Consider the following 23,485-nt stretch of genomic DNA (forward strand, 5'->3'; position numbering starts at 1 on the left):
CCGCCGGGTCGCGGCGAGATGGCGTTCGGGCTCGCGCAGCTGGGCCTCGCCGCCGCGACGCTCGGCGACGCCGCCTCGGCTCTGGCGTGCGTGCGCACTCTCACGCTCGACCACTGGCAGCCGTCCCTGACGACGACGCACGACGCCGGGCGCATCTTCAACCTCGACGCGTCCGGTGCGCTGCCCGCCGTCGTCGCGGCGATGCTCGTGGGCTCTTCGGTCGGCGAACTGGCGGTCTTCCCCGCGCTGCCCGATGAGTGGTCGCGGGGCTCGGCGTCGGGGCTGCGGGCACGGGGCGGCCTGGTCGTCGATCTGCAGTGGCACGAGGCCGGGTGCAAGATCACGCTGCGGATGCTGTCCCAGGCGCGCTGGCTGAACCCCACCGGTCGCGTGCGCCTGCGCGCCGGTGCGTCGTTCGGGGGCGTTGTGCGGGACGTCGTCGTCAGCGACGGGACCACGGTCCACCTGCCACGCCGTCGATGACCTCCGGAAGGAGCCGACAGGCGGGGTGCGCAGCCCCACGTACACTTGTCCCTCGTGACTGAACGCGTTCTCGTCAACCAGCTCAAGGGCCTCGCCGACGGCCCCGTCTCCGTCTCCGGATGGGTCGAGACCGTCCGCGACCAGAAGAAGGTGCAGTTCGTCATCCTTCGCGACGAGACCGGGGCGGTGCAGCTGGTCAACCCGGCGACCCGGCCCGCCGAGGATGGTTCGGAACAGGATGCCGGTGCGCTGGCCCTCACCGACCTCATCTCGAACCTCGCCACCGGCACCTTCCTGACGGTGACGGGTGAGCTCAAGCACGACGAGCGCGTCAAGCTCGGCGGCGTCGAGGTCAAGATCGGCGCGCTGGACATCGCGGGCGCCGCGCTCCCTGAGACGCCGATCGCCGCCGACAGTGCTCCCGACAAGCGCATGGACTGGCGCTTCCTCGACCTCCGCCAGCGTCGCAACAACCTCATCTTCCGCGTGCAGACCACCCTCGAGCACGCCATGCGCAGCTACTGGATCGAGCGCGACTACATCGAGGTCCACTCGCCGAAGCTCATGGCCACGGCATCCGAGTCGAACGCGGAGCTGTTCTCGCTGGAGTACTTCGGCGACCAGACCGCCTATCTCGCGCAGTCGCCGCAGTTCTTCAAGCAGATGGCGCAGGTCGCCGGCTTCGGCAAGATCTTCGAGATCGCCCCCGCGTTCCGCGCCGACCCCTCGTTCACGTCCCGCCACGCCACCGAGTTCACGTCGATCGACGCCGAGATCAGCTGGATCGACTCGCACGAGGACGTCGCCGCGATGCAGGAGGAGCTCCTCGCGACCGCGATCGCCGCGGTGAAGGAGAAGCACGGCGCCGAGATCGAGGAGCTGTTCGGCCTCGAAGTGCAGGTGCCGGCCGTGCCGTTCCCGCGCATCCCGCTCGCCGAGGCGCTCGAGATCGTGAAGAGTCGCGGCTACGAGGTCCCCCGCACCGACGGCGACCTCGACCCGGAGGGCGAGCGGCAGATCTCGGCGTACGTCGAGGAGACCTACGGTCACCAGTTCGTGTTCATCACGGACTACCACCCGGAGATCCGCGCTTTCTACCACATGCGCAACGAGGAGACCGGGCTCACCAAGAGCTACGACCTGCTGTTCAAGGGTGTCGAGATCACGACCGGCGCGCAGCGCGAGCACCGCGTCGACGTGCTCATCGAGCAGGCGAAGGAGAAGGGGCTCGAGCCCGAGCACCTCGACTTCTACTTCGACTTCTTCCGCTACGGCGCCCCGCCCCACGGCGGCTTCGGCATGGGTCTCGCACGCGTGATGATGCTGCTGCTCGGCGAGTCGTCGATCCGCGAGGTCACCTATCTCTTCCGCGGCCCGACGCGCCTGGCGCCCTGATAGCGCCGGCGCGCGCACGCGAGTGTGGTAATCCTCGAAGGTGACGATCATCCTCGACGGACTCCAGAACTTCCGCGACCTCGGCGGCCTTCCCCTCGCGGCGGGCGGCAGCGTCCGCTCCGGTGTGCTCTACCGCTCTGAAGGCCTCAGCAGCCTCACCGAAGCCGGCGTCGCCGCGCTCTCGGCGAGCCCGATCGGCGTCGTCGCGGATTTCCGCACGCCGATGGAGCAGGCGAGCGCGCCCGACCGCCTGCCCGCCGACCGGGAGGTCGAGGTCGTCGAGCTGTCGGTGCTCGAGGGCGCGCTGACCGGCGCGGCCGGTGCCGCGGCGACGACCGACGGCCCCATCGACACCGGCATGGCGAAGAAGATCCTCGCGGCTCTCCCCCGCCTCGGCGAGCTGTACGTCCAGATGCTCGAACACGGCGCGACCTCCTTCGCGGAGGCCGCTCGCCGGGTCGCGGCTCCCGAGCTGCGCGAGAACCACGCCGACGCGGCATCTGTGGACGGCGATGCGTCGGCGGTCCTCGTGCACTGCACGGCAGGCAAGGACCGCACCGGCGTCGCCGTCGCGCTCCTGCTCGACGCGGTCGGGGTGGAGCGGGATGCGGTCGTCACCGACTACGCGATCTCGGAGCGGAATCTCGCCGGCCCGTGGGCCGACCGCATGCTCGCCGGAATCGAGCAGATGGGGGCGCCGCTGACTCCCGAGATCCGCGAGCTGGTCACGGGAACGCCGCCCGCGGCCATCGAGCAGGCGCTGACGTGGCTCGACGAGCGGGGCGGTGCCGCAGCGTACCTGCAGTCGGGTGGGCTGACCGACGCCGAGCTGGGCGCGCTCCGCACGCGCCTCGCCGGCTGAGCCGCGGCATCCGGTCGCGCCTTCGTCGCCCGCCGCTCCTCATCCGAGGAACGTGACCGGTCCGAGCGATAGGGCGTGATCGTCCTCATCTGAGGACCGGAGCCGAGCTGCGGTCCGCCCTCCGGCGTGTCGTCCCTCATTCCGGCTCAGGTCCTCAGATGAGGATCACGGATGTCGCTGGAGGACGCGTCGGTCATCCCTCGAGAGCGCCGAGCGAGGCGCCGAGACCGAGGAGCGCGGTCAGCGCGGGGTGGTGAGCGCCGCGCGCAGGCGGTCGGGCGACACGCGCCAGTGGCCGTGCAGCTTCCCGTCGATGAGCACCACCGGGATCTTCTCCCACCACTGCGCGTAGAGTGCGGGGTCTTCGGCGATCGAGAGCTCCTCGATGTCGACGGCGTCCTCGGGCAGCTCGGCCACGACCGTCTCGACGACCTCGCGGGCGACGTCGCACAGGTGGCAGTCGGGCTTGCCGATGAGGGTGATGGTGGTCACGCCGGCACTGCCGTCACGCCTCGACCGGGTAGCCGGCGGCGATCCACTCGTTCGTGCCGCCGTCGACGTTGGTGGCGTCGTAGCCCCGCGCCTCGAGAGCCTCGACCACGCGGCCCGAACGGCCGCCGACCGCGCAGATGACGTCGAACGCGCCGTCGGGCAGCTCGTCGAGCCGGCCGCCGATCGTCGACATCGGGATGTTGACCGCTCCGGGCACGTGCCCAGCGGCGAACTCGCCGACCTCGCGCACGTCGATGAGCGGGATGTCGGCGCGCTCACGCAGCTGCTGAACAGTGATGGACTTCATGTCGGCCTCTCGGGTCGCGGACTCCGCCGGGCGGAGCAGGCATACACGAAGCGCCCGTCCGAAGACAGGCGCTTGGTGCGGATGCCGCTTACTTCTTGTTGCGGCGCTGGTGGCGAGTCTTGCGAAGCAGCTTGCGGTGCTTCTTCTTCGCCATGCGCTTGCGGCGCTTCTTGATGACAGAACCCACGGAAAACCTCACTATGTCGGGGTCTGGGCGCGGCTCGTGCGCGCCCGGGATCGGGCAGATGCGTGAAATGCCTCGGGACAGTCTAGCCGACGTCGGACTCGGTCCGTGTCCACGATGGCCTCGACCCGTTCCGGGCCGGGATCCTGATCGCGACCATCGAGATGTCGGTGGCCGGCGTCAGACTCTTGAGATGCCTGAATCCGACTTCGACTTCCTGCTCGGCACGTGGGAGGTCGAGCATGACAAGCTGATCGACCCCTTCGCCTCTCCCTCCGGGCCGCGGGTGCGCTTCGCCTCGACCGCCACCGTGATGCCGATCCTGGACGGGCTCGGCACCGTCGACGAGACGCGTGGCACGTTCCCCGACGGGACGGGCTTCGTGGGCTTCTCACTTCGGCTCTACGATCCGTCGACCGACGAGTGGGCCATCTGGTGGGCATCGAAGGCGAACCCCGGCGTGCTCGATGAGCCGGTGCGCGGACGCTTCATCAACGGGCGCGGCACGTTCGTCGGCCCGGCCGAGACCGATGGTCGCTCATTCCTCGCGCGGTTCCATTGGCTCGGAACCGACGATGCTCATCCGGTCTGGGAGCAGGACTTCTCGTTCGACGGCGGCGAGACCTGGGAGCCCGTCAACTGGCGCATGCGCCACACCCGGGTCGCGAGGTGACGCGCGGGCCTCAGCCGACGTCGGCGATCGGCCGTTGCAGGGCCTCGGTGACGGCGGACTCGGGGACCCGGTAGCTGCGTCCGAAGCGGACAGCGGGCAGCTCGCCGGAGTGCACCAGCCGGTACACCGTCATCTTCGACACGCGCATGAGCTCCGCGACCTCGGCGACCGTGAGGAAGCGCACATCGGACAGTTCAGCCATGTCGATTCCTTCCCCAGGAGTGCTGCACACACTCTAGAACGGGCGAGACCGGCGTGTAAATACGGTGCCTGTGTGAACCGCTGTGACCGCTGTGGCTTGTGCGGCGGGATTCACGCCTCTGTGCGCTGGCGCGCCTTGCGGTCGCGCGCCTCGCGCGCCGCCTGCCGCTCGAGCTTGTGCGCGGCGCGCAGCACCTTCTCGGCCTCGCGCACGGCCTTGCGCGCCTCGCGGAACTTCTTGTCGTCGGCGATGTCGGCGTCATCCAGTGCGACCCACGGCCGACCTTCCTCGCGGCGCCCCTCCTCCGCCGCGGCGATGTAGTCGCTGACTCCTTCGAGGCCGAGGGCGAGGGCGAACGAGAACGGATCCGATTCGTCGAGGAACACGCCCGCGTCGATCGCCGCACGCAGCTCGGGGTACGCGTCCGCGGTGATGAGCGCACGGAACATCGCGTCTTCGTTGCGGGCGATGGACTGCTCGTCGAGACCCTGCTCGCGCTGCACGCGTGCGTACCCTGCGAGGATCGACCCGGCCCAGTGAGAGGTGCCGGTGACGAGCAGCATGACGGCCAGCCGCTCCGAGTACGACAGCGCGGTGTCGGCGAGCGCGCTCAGTCCGGCATCCATCCAGGCAGCGCTGTTGGGGGTCGCCGGGACCCCTGAGATCGGGATGTCGAGCACCCAGGGGTGCGTCAGGTAGTGCTGCAGCTGCTCGCGGTACAGCGCTTCGAGTCGCTCACGCCAGCCGCCGGCAGTCCGCGTCGCCTCCGATGGAACGCCTGTCGCCTCCTCCTGCATGAGCAGGATGAGGTCCTCCTTCGCGGTGACGTAGCGGTACAGCGACATGGGAGTGAAGCCGAGGCGGGCGGCGACGGCGGCCATGGAGACCGCACCCAGGCCCTCGGCATCCGCGATCTCGATCGCCGCCTCGACGATGCGCTCGACGCTCATCTCCCGCTTGGGGCCGCGCTGCGGGTTGGCGGCCACTCCCCACGCGAGGGCGATGCCTCGCGGAAGCTCGGGCTCGATCGCATCGGTCATGGCGTCAGTCTAGGTCTGTTTATCTCATAAACAGTGTGTTACCGTCATAAACAGTTATCGCTGTAAACAGTTTCTGCCGTACACGAATCCTGGGAAGGATGTCCCATGCCCGATCGCACCGCTCCACCGGTCATCGCCATCAAGGGCCTCGCCAAGACCTTCGGGCACCGACAGGTGCTCGACGGTCTCGACCTTCAGGTCGCCCGCGGCGAGGTCTTCGCCCTCCTCGGCCCGAACGGCGCCGGCAAGACCACGACCATCAACGTGCTGACCACACTCGTCCGGCCCGACGCGGGCACCGCTACTGTCGCGGGCATCGATGTCGCGCGCGACCCCGAGCAGGTCAAGCGCCGCATCAGCCTCACCGGGCAGTCCGCGGCCGTCGACGACGCGCTCACGGGGACCGAGAACGTCGTCATGCTGGGCCGCCTGTCGGGGCTGTCACGGCGTGCCGCCCGTGCGCGCGCCGCCGAGCTGCTCGAACGCTTCGGGATGACGGATGCCGCAGCCCGCCGCGTCGGCACCTACTCGGGTGGCATGCGACGACGCCTCGACCTGGCGCTCAGCTTCGTCGTCGCCCCCGAGGTGCTCTTCCTCGACGAGCCGACGACCGGCCTCGACACCCGCAGTCGTCGGGAGCTGTGGGATGTCATCCGCTCCCTCGCCGACGCAGGGACCACCGTCTTCCTCACCACGCAGTACCTCGAGGAGGCCGACCACCTCGCCGACTGCATCGCCGTGCTCGACGGCGGGCGCATCGTCGCCACCGGGACCGCCGCCGACCTCAAGGGGCGCATCGGCGGCGACGCCGTGGAGCTGCACGACGTCCACGGCGCGCTTCTGCGCGAGGTGCCGACCGACGGCTCCGTCTCGGGACTCCGGCGCGCGCTCGACGTCCTCGACGAGTCGGGAGCCGAGGGCGTCGTGACGCTGCGGCGACCGAGCCTCGACGACGTCTTCCTCGCCCTCACCTCGCCCGACGGCCACGGCGAGCGCGCTCACACCCGCGCAGCCACCGCACCCGACACCGCCAAGGAGCTCGCATGACCACGCTCGCCCCCGCCCCCGCGCTGCGCCCCCGCATCTCGGGCCTCACCGCCGAGAGCGTGTTCGTCAGCCGCAGCCTCCTTCATTCGCTGCGCGACGGCGAGTCGCTCCTCATGGCGATCATGCTGCCGGTCCTGCTGATGGTGCTGTTCACGTACGTGTTCGGCGGCGCGATCGATCCGTCCGGCGGATATGTGAACTACGTCGTCCCCGGGATCATCCTGCTGTGCGCCGGCTTCGGCGCGGCATCCACCGCGGTGTATGTCGCGAACGACATGAAGGCCGGGATCATCGACCGCTTCCGGACGATGCCGCTGCGCGCCAGCGCCGTGCTCACCGGCCACGTCGTCGCGAGTCTGCTGCGCAACCTCCTGGCCACCGCCGTCGTGATCGGCGTGGCACTCCTCGTCGGGTTCCGCCCGACCGCCGACGTGTGGGGATGGATCGGCGCCATCGCCCTGATCGCGCTGTACATCCTCGCGATCACGTACCTCTTCGCGGCGATCGGCCTCGCCGCCGGCAGCCCCGAAGCGGCGAGCAGCTACGGGTTCATCATCCTGTTCCTGCCGTACCTGTCGAGCGCATTCGTGCCGGTCTCGACGATGCCCGAGTGGCTGCAGTGGGTGGCGGAGAACCAGCCGGTGACCCCGATCATCGAGGCGCTGCGGAGCCTCTTGATGGGAACGCCGATGGGCGATGCCGCATGGTGGGCCGTCGGCTGGTGCGCGGCGATCCTCGCGGTCTCGTTCGTCTGGGGAGCCTGGCTGTTCCGGCGGAAGGCCGGGCGCCGCTGACGCAGCGCGCTGCGCGGGGTCGTGGCCGCGTCGCCGGCGCGATGCCGGGTGGTGCCGTCAGCGTCCGGGCAGGCGCTTGAAGGCGTTCTCGAAGGCGTGCTTGGCCGAAGCTGCGGCCCGCCCGACGACCTCGGCCGCATGGGCGGCTGAGTCGGGCAACGCCACGGCGAGCCCTTCGCCGGCCTCGCCGCCGTCGCCGTCGAGGAACGGCACGAGCCAGTCGTCCACCTCGTCCAGCGGCGCGGCCGAGAGGCTGTAGTAGCGGTGCTGCCCCTCCTCGCGCACCGAGACCAGATGCGCGTCCCGCAGCACCTTGAGGTGCTTCGAGACCGTCGGCTGGCTGGCGCCGAGCTCTGTGACGATGTGCGACACGCTGGTACCGCGTTCTCCGGCGGATGATCGATCGAGCAGCAGTCGCAGGATGTCGCGACGTGTTCCGTCCGCGATCACGTCGAAGATGTCCGCCATGTGCTCAGATTAGTCGGGAGCCCCGCGGAGTACCATGAGCAACAACCGGCCCCCCAACCGAATCACAGGTGCTGGGTTCACGAAGCCCGTACGCACCAGGAGGACCCGTATGACGGATGGCAGGCGCGCCGCCCCCGTCACGGGCATGGGCCGCCTGCGTACGCTCGGTCACGCGTTCATGGAGTTCTTCCGCGACCTGACGCAACGCTCCCCCGCCCGCTTCGCGATCATCATCTTCCTTTCGCTGATCCTGCTTTTCACGGGTCTCTTCTCACTGCCGGTCGCCTCGGCGAGCGGCCAGGTCACGCCCTTCGCGGACGCGTTCTTCACGGCGGTCTCGACGATCTGCGTGACGGGCCTCGCGACCGTCGACATGGCGACGTACTGGTCGCCGTTCGGTCATGTGCTGGTCTTCATCGGCGTCCAGATCGGTGCCCTGGGTGTGCTGACGCTGGCGTCCATTCTCGGCCTCGTGATCTCGCGCCGCCTGGGGCTGCGCGCGAAGCTCATCGCGGCGAGCGACTCGAATCCGCTCCGCACGCACGGCGGGCCCGTCAACGAAGGCCAGACCGTGCAGCTCGGCCAGATCGGAAGCCTGCTCGCGACGGTGGCGCTGTCGACCCTCGTGATCGAGGTGATCCTCGCGATCCTCCTCTATCCGGGCCTGCTGATCGCGGGCGTGCCCTGGAACGTCGCACTGTGGGAGGCGCCCTTCTACGCGGCGATGTCCTTCACGAACACCGGGTTCACCCCGAACGCCGATGGCCTCGAGCCCTTCCGTCACGACTACTTCTTCCTGACGGTGCTCATGGCCGGCGTGTTCCTCGGGTCGATCGGCTTCCCCGTCATCTACACCCTCCTGCGGCAGCGATGGAGGGTGCGTCGGTGGTCGCTGCACGCCAAGCTCACCCTCATCACCACGGTGATGCTGTTCTTCCTGGGCGGCGTGGTCTTCCTCGTCCTCGAGTACGACAACCTCCTGACGCTGGGCACGAAGGACGCATGGGACACGACGTTCCAAGCGTTCTTCCTCTCGGCGATGACGAGATCCGGCGGCTTCGCCATCCTCGACATCGGACAGCTGAACCAGTCGAGCCTGCTGGTCGCGTGCATGCTCATGTTCGTCGGGGGCGGCTCGGCGTCGACGGCCGGCGGCATCAAGGTCACGACGCTGGCGGTCATCGCGCTCGCCGTCGTGTCCGAGGCGAAGGGGCGTGCGTCCAACCAGGTGTTCGGCCGCCGCATCCCGAGCGACGTCCTGCGCGTCGCGCTGTCGGTCGTGGCGTGGGGATCCACGATCGTCGCGCTGTCGACGATCATCATCACCCAGATCACCAAAGCCGACCTCGGCGACGTTCTCTTCGACGTCATCTCGGGCTTCGCGACGGTCGGGTTGTCGACCGGGCTCACCGAGACGCTCCCGGATCCGGCTGTGTATGTGCTGGCGATCACGATCGTCATGGGCCGCGTTGGTACAGTGACTCTCGCCGCGGCCGTGGCCGCGTCATCCCGTTCGCAGCTGTACTCGCTGCCCGTGGAAAGGCCGATCGTTGGTTGAGCGAATCAGGGGCGATGCGCCCGTACTCGTGATCGGACTCGGCCGCTTCGGCGCCGCCTGCGCGGGTGAGCTCGATCGGCTCGATCGCGAGGTGCTCGCGATCGACGAGAATCTCGACCTCGTGCAGAAGTGGTCGGAGCGCGTGACCCACACGGTGCAGGCCGATGCCAAGAACATCGACTCGCTCAAGCAGATCGGCGCGCAGGACTTCTCCGTCGCGGTCGTCGCCGTCGGCTCGTCCATCGAGGCATCCGTCCTCATCACCGCCAACCTCGTCGATCTCAAGGTGCCGCAGATCTGGGCGAAGGCGGTGTCGCAGTCGCACGGCAAGATCCTCGCCCGCGTCGGCGCGAACCACGTCATCTACCCCGAGCGCGAGGCGGGCGAGCGCGTCGCCCACCTCGTCAGCGGCCGCATGCTCGACTTCATCCGCTTCGACGACGACTTCGCCCTCGCCAAGCTGTACCCGCCGAAGTTCATCCGCGGCGTCGGTCTCAACGAATCCGGCGTGCGCACCAAGTACAACGTCACCGTGGTGGGAGTGAAGAGCCCGGGCAAGCCTTTCCGCTACGCGGAGGCGAACACCGTGGTCACCAACCACGACCTCATCATCGTCTCGGGCACCAACTCCGACATCGAGCGCTTCGCCTCGCTCGAGCGCTGACGCGTCCCTCTGTCGCATGTCCCCGCCCCGCGGCATACTCGCGGCATGACAGAGCGGAACACGACGGATGCCGCGGCCCGGCGATGGGTCGAGGCGTACGAGAACGCATGGAAGACGAACGAGCCCGACGACATCCGGGCCCTCTTCACTGACGACGCCGCGTACTTCACCCAGCCCTGGGGTGAACCGTGGGCCGGGGCCGAGGCCATCGTCGCCGGCTGGCTCGAGGCGCGCGACGAGCCCGGCACATACGAGTTCGAGTGGGAGATCGCGGGCGTCGACGGTGACCGGGTCTTCGTGGACGCGCGAACGGACTACGCCCCCAACGACGAACTGCCCGACGGCCGCGTCTACCGCAACCTGTGGGTGATCGACCTCGATGGGGATGGGCGGGCCCGGGCGTTCACCGAGTGGTACATGAAGCAGCCGAAGGACTGACCCGCCGCGCTCACACGCCCTGGGCGAGCTCCTTCGCGCGTGCGAGCGCCGCGTCCGTCGCGACGGCGAACACGTCGTCGAGCTTCGCCTCCTGCAGCACCGCGATCGCGCGCTCCGTCGTGCCCTTCGGGCTGGTGACGCGTCGACGCAGCTCCGCCGGGTCGTCCTCGGACGCCTCAAGCAGCGCGGCGGCGCCGATGAACGTCTGCTCCGCCATCACGCGCGACTCCGCCTGCGAGAACCCCTTGCCCACGGCGGCCTTCGTGAACTCCTCCACGAGCAGGAAGAAGTAAGCGGGACCCGAACCCGAGATCGTCGACAGCGCATCGATCTGCGTCTCGGGCACCTCGACGACGGTGCCGACGGTCTCGAAGAGCCGCCGGACGGTGGCGACGGCATCCTCGCCCGCCTGCGACCCGGCCGCGAGGCCGGTGACGCCGCGACCCACGAGGGCGGGCGTGTTCGGCATCGACCGCAGAACCGCGACGCGGTCGCCGAGGATCTGCTCGAACGTCGCGATCGTGACCCCCGCGGCGAGGCTCACGACGATCACTCCGGGCCGCAGCGACGGAGCGATCTCCCGGAGCAGATCGGGGACCATCGCGGGCTTCACCCCCACGAGCACGACGTCGGCGGCGGCTGCGGCATCCGTGTTCCCGGTCGGGCTCGTCTCCAGCGCCACACTGGTCACGCCGTCGAGCCCGTCGAGCTCGGCGGCCTTCGCACGCGAGCGGTTCGTGGTCGTCACTCCCCCGCCGGCGAGGCCGGAGCGAGAGAGGCCGCGCGCGATCGCACCACCCATCGAGCCGGCGCCGAGGATCGCGATGGGCGGAAGGGCGGTGACGTCAGCAGGCATGGCGTCATCCTACGAGCGCTGAGCACATCGACTCGCTGATTTAACACTTGACTTATATAAGCAAGCACGCAAATATCACCATTGTGCACGCACTCGACATCCTCGGCGACCCAGTTCGTCGGCGCATCCTCGAACTCCTGGCGGAGGGCGAGCGCAGCGCCGGCGAGATCGGCGAGGACGTGCAGCGCGAGTTCGGCATCTCGCAGCCCGCGGTCTCGCAGCACCTGCGCGTGCTGCGGGAATCGGGATTCGCGACGGTGCGTCCTGACGGCGTGCGGCGGCTGTACGCCATCGCACCCGAGCCGCTCGAGAACGCCGCCGCGTGGTTCGACCCGTTCCGGCGCTTCTGGCAGCCGCACCTCGACGCTCTCGGCACCGAGCTCGCCCGCGGACGCCGCCAGCGCCGGCTCGCTGCCGAGCAGGAGCCGGATGCCGCGACAGACGAATCCGACACGACCGACGACCCCCAGGAGGAATGACATGGTCGACGTACAGCACCAGCTCGACGCGGTGAGCCGCGAAATCGCGAGCGAAGACATCGACGGCTACCCGGCGCGCGTACAGACGCTCGCGCAGACGTATCCGTCACCCATCGACGATGTGTGGGACGCCGTCACGAGTGCGGCGCGGATCGCACGGTGGTTCCAGCCGATCACGGGCGATCTCCGGCTCGGCGGCCGGTACCAGATCGAGGGCAACGCCGGCGGCGAGATCCAGGAGTGCGCCCCTCCTGCGGACGGCTTCGCCCGTTTCACGGCGACCTGGGAGTACGGCGGCGGCGTGACCTGGCTCACCGTGAGGCTGACCGCCGAGGGCGATGATGCGACACGGTTCGAACTCGAGCACGTCGCCCGCACCGACGATGTGCCTGCGGAGTTCTGGGACGTCTACGGTCCCGGCGCGACGGGGGTCGGCTGGGACGGCGGCCTGTTGGGCCTCGGCCTCCACCTGACCGGAGGCGACGGACCGTCGCCCGGAGAGGCCGAGGCGTGGGCGTTCACCGACGAGGGCAGGGCCTTCTACCGCGGTGCCGCCGATGCCTGGGGCGCCGCCCACGCCGCCGACGGCGCCGACCCTGCGGCAGCCGCACGGGCCGCCGACAACACCTACGCGTTCTACACCGGGGAGCCGACCACGGCCGCCGCCGAGGAGTGAGTGCCGAGCATTCCGCATGCGCCGGGGGCGGGCGGATGCCGCCGCCCTCGGCGGGCGCGACGTGAGAGTCCATTCACGGCGCCTCGGGCCGGTCTATCCTCGGGAGTGCGGGGACGCAGGGGCCCCCGCCACGACGTGGGAGGCTTCCGACATGACGCTCTTCGACGGCATCACCGCGCGCAGCGTGGAGACGCCCGGACTCACCGTCAACGTGCTGGAGCGCGAGGGCGACGATCCCGCCACGCCGCCGGAGCGCACCGTGGTGCTCATCCACGGCAACGTCTCGTCGGCGCTGTTCTGGCAGGAGCTGATGCTCGATCTCCCGACCGACCTGCGGGTGATCGCGATCGACCTGCGCGGGTTCGGCGGCACCGAGCACGCGCCGATCGACGCGACCCGCGGCGTGCGGGACTTCAGCGACGACGTACATGCCACGCTCCAGGCGCTCGGCATCCCGACCACCCACCTCGTCGGCTGGTCGATGGGCGGCGGCGTGATCATGCAGTACGCGCTCGACCACCCCGTCCTGAGCCTCACCCTGCAGGCCACCGTGTCGCCGTACGGCTTCGGCGGCACGCGCCGCGACGGCTCCCGGCTCACCGATGACGACGCCGGGTGCGGCGGCGGCGGCGCGAACCCGGACTTCGTGCAGCGCCTGATCGACCACGACACGACGGCGGACGCGCCGACCTCGCCGCGGAGCGTGTTCCGCTCCGGCTATGTCGCGGCCGGGTACGAGAGCGCCCACGAGGACGTGTGGGTCGAGTCGATGCTCACGACCTCCACCGCCACCGGCAACTACCCCGGCGACGCCGTCACGAGCGAGAATTGGCCCGGCTTCGGCGCGGGCGGGCTCGGAGTGCTCAACACGATGACACCGGCGCACTTCGACGTGTCGGGCATCGTCGATCTCGCCGTCAAGCCGCCGATCCTGTGGATCCACGGCACCGCAGACGCGATCGTGTCGGACGCCTCGTTCTACGACTTCAACAACCTCGGCAAGCTCGGGATCGTGCCCGGCTGGCCGGGCGACGAGGTCGCGCCGGCGCAGGAGATGGTCTCGCAGACGCGCGACGTCCTCGATCGCTATGCCGCCGCCGGCGGCGAGGTCACCGAGGTGAGCCTCGAAGGCACCGGGCACTCGCCGCACCTGGAGCGGCCGGCCGAGTTCCGCCAGGCACTGCTCGAGATCATCGGCTACGTCGGACACCGTCACGATCCGGCGCCGCCGACCGAGGCGATCATCCTCCGCTCCTCCGACTGACACCGCCGGACGCGCGTCCGGCGCGCGAGCGGCGGGCTCGGCATCCGTAGACTCGTCGGCATGAGTGCTTCCGGTGGCGGCAAGGCGATCCTCGCGGCGTTCCTGGCGAACATGGGCATCGCCGTAGCGAAGTTCATCGCATGGTTCCTTTCGGGCTCGGCCTCGATGCTCGCCGAGGCGATCCACTCGGTCGCCGACTCGGGCAACCAGCTGCTGCTGATGCTCGGCGGTCGCAAAGCCAAGAAGATGGCCGACCGCGATCACCCCTTCGGCTACGGACGCGAGCGATACGTCTACGCGTTCGTCGTGTCGATCATCCTGTTCTCGGTCGGCGGACTGTTCGCCATCTACGAGGGGGTCGAGAAGCTCACCCACCCGCATGGGCTCGACGAGAAGTGGTGGTGGCTGCCCATCGTCGTGCTGGTCGTCGCCATCGCCCTCGAGTCGTTCTCGCTGCGCACCGCCGTCCGTGAGAGCAACCACGTGCGCAGCCGCGACCAGTCGTGGGTGTCCTTCGTCCGCCACGCGAAGGCGCCGGAGCTTCCCGTCGTCCTGCTCGAAGACGTCGGTGCGCTCATCGGCCTGGTGTTCGCGCTCTTCGGCGTCGGCCTCACCGTGATCACCGGCAACCCGGTCTTCGATGCCCTCGGCACGCTCATGATCGGCACGCTGCTCATCGTCATCGCGATCGTCCTCGGCATCGAGACGAAGAGCCTGCTCGTCGGCGAGGGCGCCACGGAGGCCGATCACCAGCGCATCGTCGCCGCCATCACCGCCGGACCCGAGGTCGAGAAGCTCATCCACATCAAGACGCTCTACCTCGGTCCCGACGAGCTCCTCGTGGCCGCGAAGCTCGGCTTCGCCGCCGACGCGCCGCTCGCCCAAGTCGCGGCCGACATCGACCGCGTCGAAGCGCGTGTGCGCGCCGCGGTGCCCGCGGCACGGGTGATCTACGTGGAGCCCGACATCTATCGCCCCGGCGAGGACCCGGCGCCCCCGACATCCGAGTTCGTCATCAAGTCGGCCGACTGAGTCTCCGCCGCTCCGTCGGCCTCAGCCACCGGGGTCGCTGGGCGCCATCGACCTGACGCGCGACCCAGAGCCAGACACAGGGAACGATCATCGAATACTGCATCTTCACCGAGCCCCACCTCGGTGCCACCTACGACGACGAGCTCGCCTACGCCCAGACGGCGGAGCGCCTCGGCTTCACCGGCTACTTCCGGTCTGACCACTACCTGAGCGGGATGGGCGACGGTCTGCCGGGACCGACCGACGCCTGGACGACGCTGGCGGGGCTCGCCCGCGAGACCTCCCGGATCCGCATCGGCACCCTCGTCTCCCCCGTCACCTTCCGTCACCCCGGCTCGCTGGCGATCCAGGTCGCCCAGGTCGACGCGATGTCGGGGGGACGCGTCGAGCTGGGACTCGGAGCCGGGTGGTTCGAGCGCGAGCACCGGGCCTACGGCATCCCGTTCCCGGCCAAGCGGTTCGATCTCCTCGAAGAGCAGCTCGAGATCGTGACCGGCCTATGGGCCACGCCCGATGGCGAGACCTACAGCTTCAGCGGCACGAACTACCAGCTGGTCGAGGCGCCCGGTCTGCCCAAACCGCTGCAGCAGCCCGTCCCCGTGATCATCGGCGGCGGCGGTCCGCGGCGCACCCCCGACCTCGTCGCCCGCTTCGCCCGCGAGTACAACATCGGCTTCCCGGAAGACCACCAGATCCCGGAGCGCATCGACAACCTGCGCGCCGCCTGCGACCGCATCGGCCGCGACCCTGCGACCGTGCGCCTCTCGATCGCGATGTCCACCGTCGCCGGCCGGGACGACGCCGAGGTCGCCCGCCGTGCCGGGCGGATCGGCAAGACGGTCGCCGACGTGCGGGACGGCACGAACATCGTGGGCGACGCCGCCGAGATCGGCGAGCGCATCGCGCTCTACCGGTCGTTCGGCATCGAGCGCGTGTACTTCCAGCTGCTTGATCTGCAGGACGTCTCGCACGTCGAGTATCTGGGCGAAGTACTGGCCGATCTCCCCCGCTGACGGCTCAGCGCCGCGCGTCGAAGAAGGCGCGCAAGAGAGCGGATGCCGCATCCTCGCGCACCCCGGCGACGACCTCGGCGCGATACGGCAGACGCCGGTCGCGGACGACGTCGTACACCGAGCCCGCGGCGCCGGCCTTCTCGTCCCACGCGCCGAAGACCAACCGTGAGATGCGTGACTGGAGCACGGCGCCCGCGCACATCACGCAGGGCTCGAGGGTGACCACGAGCGTGCAGCCCTCGAGGTTCCAAGAGCCGCGGGCCGCGGCCGCCGCCCGCAGCGCCACCACCTCCGCATGCGCGGTGGGGTCGTGCTCGAGCTCGCGAAGGTTGAGGCCTTCGGCGATCACCGCGCCTTCGGCATCCGTCACCACCGCCCCCACGGGCACATCGCCCGCTTCGCCCGCCGCGGCGGCGAGCGCGAGCGCGCGATCCATGGCGGCGAGGTCGGTGGAAGCGGGCTGCACAGCACGAGCGTAGCCGTCCGCACCGAACCCGCCCCGGGTGCGAGGACGGCGACGGACTAACCTGTCTCTATGCGCCTGCACGTCGCCGACCACCCGCTCATCACCCACAAGCTCACGGTGCTGCGCGACCAGCGCACCTCGTCCCCCGTGTTCCGACAGCTCACCGAGGAGCTCGTCACGCTCCTCGCGTACGAGGCGACCCGGAACGTCCGCGTGTCGCCGATCGAGATCCAGACGCCCGTCACCACGACGATCGGCGTGAAAATCGGCGAGCCGCGTCCGCTCGTCGTCCCCATCCTGCGCGCCGGTCTCGGCATGCTCGAGGGCATGGTCAAGCTCATCCCGACCGCCGAAGTGGGCTTTCTCGGTATGGTGCGCGACCACGAGACGCTCGAGCCGTCGACCTACGCCGAGCGACTGCCCGACGACCTGAGCGACCGCCAGTGCTTCGTGCTCGACCCCATGCTGGCGACCGGCGGCTCGCTCGGCGCCGCGATCGAGTTCCTGTTCCAGCGCGGCGCGCAGGACGTGACGGCCATCTGCATCCTCGGCGCGCCCGAGGGCGTCGCCGCCATCGAGAAGCAGGTCGCCGACCGCGACGTCACCCTCGTGCTCGGCGCGCTCGACGAGCGCCTCAACGAGAAGGGCTACATCGTGCCCGGCCTCGGCGACGCGGGCGATCGGCTGTACGGCACGGTCTGAGCCGCGAGTCCGTCGCGTCAGACGATCGGGACGCGGCGGAGGTCGGCGATCTCGCCGGCCGGTGCTCTCGTCGCACCTCTGCCCACCACGGCCACCGGAGTGAACGGGCGCCCGTTGAAGCGCGTCGCCGTCACGGTCGTGTACGCGCCCATGGTGGGACTCACGAGCAGGTCGCCGACCCGCAACTCGGGCAGCAGGACCTCTTGCGCGATCACATCCGATGAGTCGCAGGTGGGTCCGGCCAGCGTCGCCCAGCGGTGGCCGCCGGCGCTCGCGCCGGCGGAGAGCCGGCCGCTCCAGGGGTCGGTGGCCGTGAGGTCGCGTGCGGCGAACACCAGCGGATGCACGTCTTCCGTCAGCACGTTCGAATACGACCCGTACAGGCCGTCGTCCAGGTAGTACCACCGCCCGTCGCCGCGCTCGGCGATGCCGACGACGCTCGTCACGAGGGTCATCGCGTCGGCGACCATCACGCGGCCGGGCTCGGCGATGATGTCGAGCCGGCGCGCATGCGGGCCGAGCACAGGTCGCAGCAGGGCCGCGATGTCGTCGATGGCCGCCGACTCGGTGTCGTACGAGGCCGGGAACCCGCCGCCGATGTCGAGCGTGTCGAACTGCACGTTGCAGCGCCGCTCCAGGATGCCCATGAGCTCGAGGGTGTCGGCAGCGGCGGACGCGAAGCGGCCGGGATCGTCGAGCTGGCTGCCAACGTGATAGCTGAAGCCGGCGACCGTGATCCCGGCGGCGAGGGCGCTCTCGACGAGGTGGGCGGCTTCGAACGGTCCGACGCCGAACTTGCTCGACAGGTCGCTTTTGGCATGCGGGCTGCGGTACGCCAACCGCACGAGCAGCCGGGTGTCCGCCGGCGCGCCGCGGAACTTCCCGATCTCGACCTCGTTGTCGACCACGAACGTGCGCACTCCGGCCGCGAGCGCGTCGGCGATCTCGGCGGGCTTCTTGATCGGATGCGTGTGGATCAGCCGCGAGGCCTCGACGCCGCGCCGCGTGAGCATCGCGAGCTCCTCGCCGGTGGCGATGTCGAATCCGCAGCCCGCGTCGTCGAGCACGTCGAGCACCGCGTCGTGGGCGAGCGCCTTGACCGCGTAGTGGAAGCCGACGAACGGGAGCGCCTCGCGAAGGCGGCGATACTGCGTGCGGACGCGCTGCGGATCCAGCAGCAGCAGCGGGGTCCCGTGCAGAGCGATCGCGGCCCGCGCCGCCACCGAGGACATCACGGCGGATGCCTCCGCCCGCCGCCGGTCGGCGAAGGCGGGCGCCGTCCGCGGCTCGCGTCGCAGCGCGTCGAGGTTCATGTCGCCGCCTCCCCGGTGCGCGAGGACCGGCGCGCGTCGCGGAGTCCGGTACGGGCGGTGACGGTGAACGCGCCCGCGGCTACCGCATAGAAGACGATGTCGGCGGCGACCTTGCCTGCCAGCATCCCCCACAGCGGATCGGGGAAGAGCCAGACGCCCAGCATGAGCGCCGCCGGTCGCACCAGCAGCGTGTCGAGCACCTCGGCCGCGCCGAACTCCGCGACCAGGAGCACGCCGGTCTTCCCGAAGGCCCCGCGGCGCGTCCGTGTGACCGGCACGAGCTCGAGGTAGACCGTGACCGCCAGGACCGCGTAGAAGCCGGCGATCTCGCCGAGGAGGGCGGCCAGGGCGATGAGCGGGGCCGCATCGGTCCACAGCGTGGCGAGCATGCCCGAGATCACCATGGCCGCCGTGCCGGTGATCTCGGCGGGCAGGTAGCGGGCGATCCAGAACAGGGGCCCGCGGCGGGGCTGCGGGGCGCCGGCTGCCGCACGCGGGTCGGTCGCCGTGCACGCGGACGCGATCGCCGCGGTCGCGGCCGGCTGGTCGATCGTGGTCATGGCGTCCCCCTCCGTCTGACAGAGGAGGAAGCGCCGGCGATGATACGGGAGGGGCCGTGGTGCCGGCGCCGCACATGGAGACGGCGCGACACCCGCCCCTCGCCGAACGGATGTCGCGCCTGCACGCCTTCTGGCGCCTGGTAAGGCTACGTGGGGTCGGATTCAGACCCCAAAGGGGTTGACATGCTGCGCGCGGCGGACTACTCGCGCCCGAGGCCGCCGACGACCCTCGAGTCGGGTGTCAGTCCCCGAGCGGCGGATCCTGCGGATTGCGGCGTCCGGTCTCGCGCTCCCAGAACTCCAGCTGCTGGGTGAGGGCCTTCGCCAGCTCGAACACCTGGTCCGGCGGAATCCGGATTCGGCTCACCACACGCGCGGGCACGACGGTGTGACGCTGGCCGGTCTCGGCGTCCACCTGCTCGCGCGGGGGCTGCGCGAGGGTGAGGAAGTCCATCACGAACACCGTCGGCGTGTGCCAGACGTTCGCGAAGTCGGCGTACGCGCCGCCGATGAGCTCGGGCGGGAGGTCGATCTCGAACTGCTGCGATGCGTCGTCGGCCATGCGGGCTCCTGTTCGGGCGGCGTCTCGCGCGGTCGCCCGCGTGAGAGTCGGGCTGTCGTGTGCGACGTGTGCGCGAGTCTACGCGGCGCTCAGCCGCGACCGACCAGCCGGGCGAACCCGCTGAGCCTCGCCACTCCCTCCGGGGTGTACGGCAGGTCGTCCAGGAGCCCGGGCGAGTACACCAGGAACGCCGTGTGCATCGCCCGCGAGATGGCGACGTTCAGGCGGTTGCGCAGCAGCAGGAACTCGAGCCCGCGTGGCGCGTCGCGGCCGCTCGACGCCGCGAGCGAGACGATCGCGACAGCCGCCTCCTTGCCCTGGAACTTGTCCACCGTGCCGACAGGCACGTCGGGGAATCCCGCGGCGGCGAGGGCCGCCTCGACCGCCACCTGCTGGGCGTTGTAGGGGGTCACGACGATGAGGTCGCCCTGTTCCAGCGGTCGCGGCGGCAACGCCACCGATGCCCCGTCGCTGTCGTCGGTTGCGGCATCGGTCCATTCCCGTCCGATGAGGTCCGTCACCAGCCGGGCGACCTCGGCGGCCTCTTCGAGGGACTGCGTCGCGTTGCCATGATGGCGCAGCGCGATCGGGACGAGCCCGGGCGGGATGCCGTCGATCCGGCGCAGCGCCGTCGACGGGTGCGCCGCGAGCTCGCCGCGGTACGACAGGGTCGAGACGGGCGCGGCCACCTCGGGCCGCATGCGCCGGGTCTGCGCGAGGAAGTAGCCGTACTCGGTCGGGATGACGTCGGCGCCGTCCATGACCCACCCGAGCGCCGACGTGTCGACGGGTGCCGGGTGGGTGCCCTGACTCACCTGCGGCAGCTGCTGCGGGTCGCCGAGCAGCAGCAGCCGCGGCGCCGCGAGCGACACGGCGATCGTGGACGCGAGCGAGAACTGCCCGGCCTCGTCGACGACGAGCAGGTCGAGGCTGCGGCGCGGCACACGGCCCTCGTGACTGAAGTCCCACGCGGTGCCGCCGATGACGAACCCGGATGCCTCGTGCTCGGCCGTGAATGCGGCGACGCCGTTCTTCGGCAGCACGGTGAACCCGTGCGCGGCCGACGGGTCCTTCGGGGCCTTGCCCACCTGCGACGCGGGCACGCCGGCGGCGATCACGCGCTCGAGCAGGTGCTCGATCGTTGCGTGCCCCTGCGCGACGACGCCGACCTTGTAGCCGTGGTCCCGCACCAGCCGCGCGATCACGTGGGAGCCGACGTAGGTCTTGCCCGTGCCGGGAGGACCCTGCACCGCGAGGTAGCTGCGGTCGAGCGCACGTACCGACCGGGCGATCGCATCGACGGCGTCCTCGCCCGCGACAGGGAGCGGGCTTCCCTCCGCCCGCGGTGCGGCGCCCGCACCGAGCACCGGATGCAGCATGCGCGGCGGGCGTCGGCACAGGATGTCGGTCGCGGGGTCGGCCGGGAGCTCCGGCGCGGCATCGATGACGGCATCCGCCCACGCGTCGATGGCGGCCTGCTGGTTGCCCGCCGCGGGCGGCGCCTGGGGCGTGAGCGCGAGAGGCAGCTCGTTCCAGGTCACGCCGTCGACCGCGGTCTCCTCGATCACGGCACCGTCGTCGAGAACCTCGAGGACGGTGACCGAACGGTACGAGTGGATCCACCGCGGCGAGGCCTCGAACGGGTAGGGCGCCGGCAGCTCGTACAGTGCGAACGGATTGGTCCCCTCGCTGAGGCGGGTGCCCGGTGCGAGGTCGCCGCGCAGCTCGACGACGCGCCGCTCGCCGCCTCTGCCGCTCTCGAGGAAGTGCCAGTCCTCGCGCACGCGGCTGCGCGCGGGGTCGATCGCGACCACGTCGCGGGTCTCGTCCCACAGCGACACCGGCTCGCGCAGACGAAGGAAGTGCGTCGCCCAGAACGACTTCGCCTCCCGCGGGTAGTAGTCGATGGCGGCCGCGGCCAGGCGCAGGGTGCGGCCCGCGACCGAGTCCTCGGGGTGCTCCCGTGCGAGTGCGTCGAGCACGGTCGCCCGGGCCGACGGCTCGTAGGCGCGCTCGTCGGGCTCGGGGTTGGGCGACGGCACGAGGGCGGCCGCGCGCGCCCGGTCGACGAGCCAGTCGCGCAGGCGCCGCGTCGACACGCAGTCGTAGCGGTTGTAGTCGGCGAGGTCGTCGAAGACGAGGGCGGCTTCGGCCGCGGCGCCGTCGGCCTGGAGTGCACAGGCCTCGACGTAGCGGACGATCGAGTCGTCGCCCTTCTGCACGTCGCTGGTGCGCACCTCGTCGCCCATGTAGAGCGGCTCGAGCTTCTTGATCGAGTACGACCGCGATCCGACGCGCAGCGCGCGGCGCACGATCGGGTACAGGTCGACGAAGACGCCGTCGCGCAGCAGCCGGTCGACGTCGGCCTCGCGCACCCCGTGCCGTGCGGCCATGGCCAGCAGGTGCGTCGGCTCGTACGGCGCGTAGTGGTAGATGTGCATGCCCGGGAACTGCTGCCGCCGCAGGTTCACGATGTCGAGGAACGTCTCGAGCGCGCGCTTCTCCTCGGCGAACGAATGCGCCCAGAGCGCGGTGTACTGCTCGCGGGTGTCGACCCAGCCGAACAGGTAGTCGATGCCCCACTGGGTGGGCTCCCCGGGCACCGGCGGCTCGGTGTGCAGCGGGTCGCCCTCGAAGTCGAAGAAGAGGTCGCCGTGGTCGGGGCGCGGCAGCGCGCCCAGCGCCTGCGGTGCCACCACCTCGAACACCGGGATCGGCGGTGCCTCGACGGGGACCACGGCGTCTCGGGTGCGGGGCTCCTCGAGAAGAGCGGCGACCGTGACCTGCGTGGCCGCATCGTGGACCGCGACCCCGTGGGCGGCGGTCGCGGCGTCGCCCACGATCACGGCTTCGACGACCGTCACGTCGTGCCGCGGCCGGTGGGCCTTCGGCGCCACGAGCGGCGGGGTGCCCGCCGGGCTCTCCAGCTGCAGGCGCGCCTGGGTGCGCAGCGACGCGAAGACGTCGGGATTCATCCCCACCGGCCCCGCTGCCGCCCCGGCGAGCTGCTCGATCGTGTCGATGCCGACGGCGCGCAGCCGTTCGCGCTGCACGGGGCGCATGCCCGCCACCAGGAGCAGGTCACGGGATGCCACGACCTCGGCGTCGCACGTCGCGCAGCGTCCGCAGGCGACGACGCCGAGCTCGCCGCGCGGGTCTCCCCACGCGATCGGCTCCCCCGCCGCTCCGAGTTCGAGGCGCCGGTCGGCGATCAGCGCGGCCAGCCGCTCGCGGCGCAGTGCGAAGACGGGGAGGAGGTCGTCGACCTCGTGCTCGCTGACGCTGCCGTCGCCGAGCAGCAGCTGCACGCGGTCGGACCGGGGAACCCCGAGGCGGTCGAGCTGGTCTACATAGGCCGCGAGCTGCATGAGGGCGGTGACGCGCGCGTGCCGCGCGAGCTTCGTGTCCTGCACGATCCACGGCCGGGCGGCTCCGCTGCCGGCGGCGTCGTCGCGCACCAGGAAGTCCGCGAACCCCACGAACGAGTCGGTGGCGAACGCCGCCTGGTAGACGACCTCCGCATCGGACGCCAGCGCCGCGTTCGTGCGTGCGACCGCATCGGCCAGGGCCGCGGCATCCGACGATCTCGCCTCGGGGATCACGGCCACCCGGTCGCCGTACTTCCTGACGTACTCGTCGAGCACCCGCCGCTCGTGCACGGTGCCGAGACGCCCTGCGCGCTCGAGGGTGAGGTCTTCGGGCTCTTCGACCGCTGAGACGCGGCCGAGCCGCGCGTCGATCGCGCGGAGCCAGGCGAACTCGCACTCGGCGGCCGCCTTCAGATCACTCGCGCTCCAGACGATCCGGCCTTCGTCCTCGATGTATCGCATGCCCCGCCCTTCTCACACGACCCTAGCCGCGGCATCCGACACGTCTTCGCGCTCCGCGCCGTCTCCCGCTTCGTGCGGGAACGAACCCGCCGAGGGCGCACAACCCCGCGGGAATGCCGGAGGCA

General features: G+C 70.5%; 27 protein-coding genes. 15 read left to right on the plus strand and 12 right to left on the minus strand.

From position 1 onward, the window contains the following. From VIP82_RS10465 to VIP82_RS10475, 3 genes are all read left to right on the plus strand, one after another. A partial coding sequence (locus VIP82_RS10465; protein ID WP_333783820.1) for a glycoside hydrolase family 95-like protein occupies window positions 1–483 on the plus strand: 483 nt, incomplete at its 5' end. Between the two features lie 54 nt (window positions 484–537). After that, on the plus strand, window positions 538–1,878 hold the full coding sequence (gene aspS / locus VIP82_RS10470; protein ID WP_331908286.1) for an aspartate--tRNA(Asn) ligase: 1,341 nt from the start codon (window positions 538–540) through the stop codon (window positions 1,876–1,878). 40 nt (window positions 1,879–1,918) lie between these two features. After that, complete coding sequence (locus VIP82_RS10475) at window positions 1,919–2,740, plus strand: tyrosine-protein phosphatase (RefSeq protein WP_331908288.1); 822 nt, start codon at window positions 1,919–1,921, stop codon at window positions 2,738–2,740. 240 nt (window positions 2,741–2,980) lie between these two features. On the opposite strand, the gene VIP82_RS10480 is transcribed toward VIP82_RS10475, so the two are convergent. The 3 genes from VIP82_RS10480 to VIP82_RS10490 form a co-directional block, all read right to left on the minus strand. Further along, entirely contained in the window at window positions 2,981–3,232 is a 252-nt protein-coding gene (locus VIP82_RS10480) for a glutaredoxin family protein (RefSeq protein ID WP_331908290.1), read from the minus strand. 13 nt (window positions 3,233–3,245) lie between these two features. Beyond that, window positions 3,246–3,539 carry a rhodanese-like domain-containing protein gene (locus VIP82_RS10485; protein WP_331908292.1) on the minus strand — a complete coding sequence of 98 codons (294 nt, stop codon included), beginning with the start codon at window positions 3,537–3,539 and terminating at the stop codon, window positions 3,246–3,248. A gap of 88 nt (window positions 3,540–3,627) precedes the next feature. Continuing rightward, the gene (locus tag VIP82_RS10490) at window positions 3,628–3,726 is read right to left on the minus strand and encodes a 30S ribosomal protein bS22 (RefSeq protein WP_003792170.1); all 99 of its coding nucleotides are present in this window, start codon (window positions 3,724–3,726) and stop codon (window positions 3,628–3,630) included. Window positions 3,727–3,916: 190 nt separating this feature from the next. On the opposite strand from VIP82_RS10490, the gene VIP82_RS10495 reads away from it, so the two are divergent. Next, window positions 3,917–4,396 carry a hypothetical protein gene (locus VIP82_RS10495; RefSeq protein WP_331908294.1) on the plus strand — a complete coding sequence of 160 codons (480 nt, stop codon included), beginning with the start codon at window positions 3,917–3,919 and terminating at the stop codon, window positions 4,394–4,396. Between the two features lie 10 nt (window positions 4,397–4,406). Here VIP82_RS10495 and VIP82_RS10500 read toward each other — a convergent pair whose 3' ends face one another. Then, window positions 4,407–4,598 carry a helix-turn-helix domain-containing protein gene (locus VIP82_RS10500; RefSeq protein WP_163618319.1) on the minus strand — a complete coding sequence of 64 codons (192 nt, stop codon included), beginning with the start codon at window positions 4,596–4,598 and terminating at the stop codon, window positions 4,407–4,409. Between the two features lie 110 nt (window positions 4,599–4,708). Continuing rightward, window positions 4,709–5,638, minus strand: a complete 930-nt coding sequence (locus VIP82_RS10505) for a TetR/AcrR family transcriptional regulator (RefSeq protein WP_331908296.1) — start codon at window positions 5,636–5,638, stop codon at window positions 4,709–4,711. A 105-nt stretch (window positions 5,639–5,743) separates the two neighbouring features. Between VIP82_RS10505 and VIP82_RS10510 the strand changes: the two genes are divergently transcribed. Together VIP82_RS10510 and VIP82_RS10515 are read left to right on the plus strand one after the other, a co-directional pair. Continuing rightward, complete coding sequence (locus tag VIP82_RS10510) at window positions 5,744–6,685, plus strand: efflux ABC transporter ATPase subunit, DrrA-related (protein ID WP_331908298.1); 942 nt, start codon at window positions 5,744–5,746, stop codon at window positions 6,683–6,685. Then, the gene (locus tag VIP82_RS10515; RefSeq protein WP_331908300.1) at window positions 6,682–7,479 is read left to right on the plus strand and encodes an ABC transporter permease; all 798 of its coding nucleotides are present in this window, start codon (window positions 6,682–6,684) and stop codon (window positions 7,477–7,479) included. Before VIP82_RS10510 ends, VIP82_RS10515 begins: the two co-directional genes overlap by 4 nt. Window positions 7,480–7,536: 57 nt before the next feature. Here VIP82_RS10515 and VIP82_RS10520 read toward each other — a convergent pair whose 3' ends face one another. After that, entirely contained in the window at window positions 7,537–7,947 is a 411-nt protein-coding gene (locus tag VIP82_RS10520) for an ArsR/SmtB family transcription factor (RefSeq protein WP_331908302.1), read from the minus strand. A gap of 145 nt (window positions 7,948–8,092) precedes the next feature. Between VIP82_RS10520 and VIP82_RS10525 the strand changes: the two genes are divergently transcribed. The 3 genes from VIP82_RS10525 to VIP82_RS10535 are packed head-to-tail and all read left to right on the plus strand — an operon-like array spanning window position 8,093 to window position 10,607. Next, window positions 8,093–9,505 (plus strand): TrkH family potassium uptake protein, encoded by a 1,413-nt coding sequence (locus VIP82_RS10525; protein WP_414684657.1) that lies wholly within the window; start codon window positions 8,093–8,095, stop codon window positions 9,503–9,505. Beyond that, window positions 9,498–10,169 (plus strand): potassium channel family protein, encoded by a 672-nt coding sequence (locus VIP82_RS10530; protein ID WP_331908304.1) that lies wholly within the window; start codon window positions 9,498–9,500, stop codon window positions 10,167–10,169. The genes VIP82_RS10525 and VIP82_RS10530 overlap by 8 nt, the downstream gene beginning before the upstream one ends. 45 nt (window positions 10,170–10,214) lie before the next feature. Next, window positions 10,215–10,607, plus strand: a complete 393-nt coding sequence (locus VIP82_RS10535; protein ID WP_331908306.1) for a nuclear transport factor 2 family protein — start codon at window positions 10,215–10,217, stop codon at window positions 10,605–10,607. A gap of 10 nt (window positions 10,608–10,617) precedes the next feature. Here VIP82_RS10535 and proC read toward each other — a convergent pair whose 3' ends face one another. Next, on the minus strand, window positions 10,618–11,463 hold the full coding sequence (gene proC, locus VIP82_RS10540; RefSeq protein WP_331908308.1) for a pyrroline-5-carboxylate reductase: 846 nt from the start codon (window positions 11,461–11,463) through the stop codon (window positions 10,618–10,620). Between the two features lie 83 nt (window positions 11,464–11,546). Here proC and VIP82_RS10545 point away from each other — a divergent pair, with 83 nt between their 5' ends. The 5 genes from VIP82_RS10545 (at window position 11,547) to VIP82_RS10565 (ending at window position 15,927) form a co-directional block, all read left to right on the plus strand. Then, window positions 11,547–11,942: an ArsR/SmtB family transcription factor gene (locus tag VIP82_RS10545; RefSeq protein WP_331908310.1), complete on the plus strand. Its 396-nt coding sequence runs from the start codon at window positions 11,547–11,549 to the stop codon at window positions 11,940–11,942. 1 nt (window position 11,943) lies between these two features. Then, the gene (locus VIP82_RS10550; protein ID WP_331908312.1) at window positions 11,944–12,618 is read left to right on the plus strand and encodes an SRPBCC domain-containing protein; all 675 of its coding nucleotides are present in this window, start codon (window positions 11,944–11,946) and stop codon (window positions 12,616–12,618) included. A 151-nt stretch (window positions 12,619–12,769) separates the two neighbouring features. After that, window positions 12,770–13,882 (plus strand): alpha/beta fold hydrolase, encoded by a 1,113-nt coding sequence (locus VIP82_RS10555; protein WP_331908314.1) that lies wholly within the window; start codon window positions 12,770–12,772, stop codon window positions 13,880–13,882. A gap of 60 nt (window positions 13,883–13,942) precedes the next feature. Beyond that, the gene (locus tag VIP82_RS10560) at window positions 13,943–14,914 is read left to right on the plus strand and encodes a cation diffusion facilitator family transporter (RefSeq protein ID WP_331908316.1); all 972 of its coding nucleotides are present in this window, start codon (window positions 13,943–13,945) and stop codon (window positions 14,912–14,914) included. Window positions 14,915–15,003: 89 nt separating this feature from the next. Next, a complete protein-coding gene (locus VIP82_RS10565) occupies window positions 15,004–15,927 on the plus strand; it encodes an LLM class F420-dependent oxidoreductase (RefSeq protein WP_331908341.1) in 924 nt (307 codons plus the stop codon). A 4-nt stretch (window positions 15,928–15,931) separates the two neighbouring features. On the opposite strand, the gene tadA is transcribed toward VIP82_RS10565, so the two are convergent. Beyond that, window positions 15,932–16,393 carry a tRNA adenosine(34) deaminase TadA gene (gene tadA, locus VIP82_RS10570; RefSeq protein ID WP_331908318.1) on the minus strand — a complete coding sequence of 154 codons (462 nt, stop codon included), beginning with the start codon at window positions 16,391–16,393 and terminating at the stop codon, window positions 15,932–15,934. 69 nt (window positions 16,394–16,462) lie between these two features. On the opposite strand from tadA, the gene upp reads away from it, so the two are divergent. Further along, the gene (upp, locus tag VIP82_RS10575) at window positions 16,463–17,095 is read left to right on the plus strand and encodes a uracil phosphoribosyltransferase (RefSeq protein WP_331908320.1); all 633 of its coding nucleotides are present in this window, start codon (window positions 16,463–16,465) and stop codon (window positions 17,093–17,095) included. 17 nt (window positions 17,096–17,112) lie between these two features. Here the strand turns inward: upp and VIP82_RS10580 are convergent, their stop codons facing one another. The 4 genes from VIP82_RS10580 to VIP82_RS10595 all read right to left on the minus strand — a co-directional run bounded on the left by VIP82_RS10580 (window position 17,113) and on the right by VIP82_RS10595 (window position 23,360). After that, a complete protein-coding gene (locus tag VIP82_RS10580; protein WP_331908322.1) occupies window positions 17,113–18,408 on the minus strand; it encodes a type III PLP-dependent enzyme in 1,296 nt (431 codons plus the stop codon). Continuing rightward, window positions 18,405–18,968 carry a hypothetical protein gene (locus VIP82_RS10585; RefSeq protein ID WP_331908324.1) on the minus strand — a complete coding sequence of 188 codons (564 nt, stop codon included), beginning with the start codon at window positions 18,966–18,968 and terminating at the stop codon, window positions 18,405–18,407. The genes VIP82_RS10580 and VIP82_RS10585 overlap by 4 nt, the downstream gene beginning before the upstream one ends. A 241-nt stretch (window positions 18,969–19,209) precedes the next feature. Next, the gene (locus tag VIP82_RS10590) at window positions 19,210–19,530 is read right to left on the minus strand and encodes a DUF3467 domain-containing protein (protein WP_308869475.1); all 321 of its coding nucleotides are present in this window, start codon (window positions 19,528–19,530) and stop codon (window positions 19,210–19,212) included. A gap of 89 nt (window positions 19,531–19,619) precedes the next feature. Next, a complete protein-coding gene (locus VIP82_RS10595; RefSeq protein ID WP_331908326.1) occupies window positions 19,620–23,360 on the minus strand; it encodes an AAA domain-containing protein in 3,741 nt (1,246 codons plus the stop codon). Between the last annotated feature and the right edge of the window lie 125 nt (window positions 23,361–23,485).

It is taken from the genome of Microbacterium sp. (assembly GCF_036566905.1).
Taxonomy (GTDB): Bacteria; Actinomycetota; Actinomycetes; order Actinomycetales; family Microbacteriaceae; genus Microbacterium.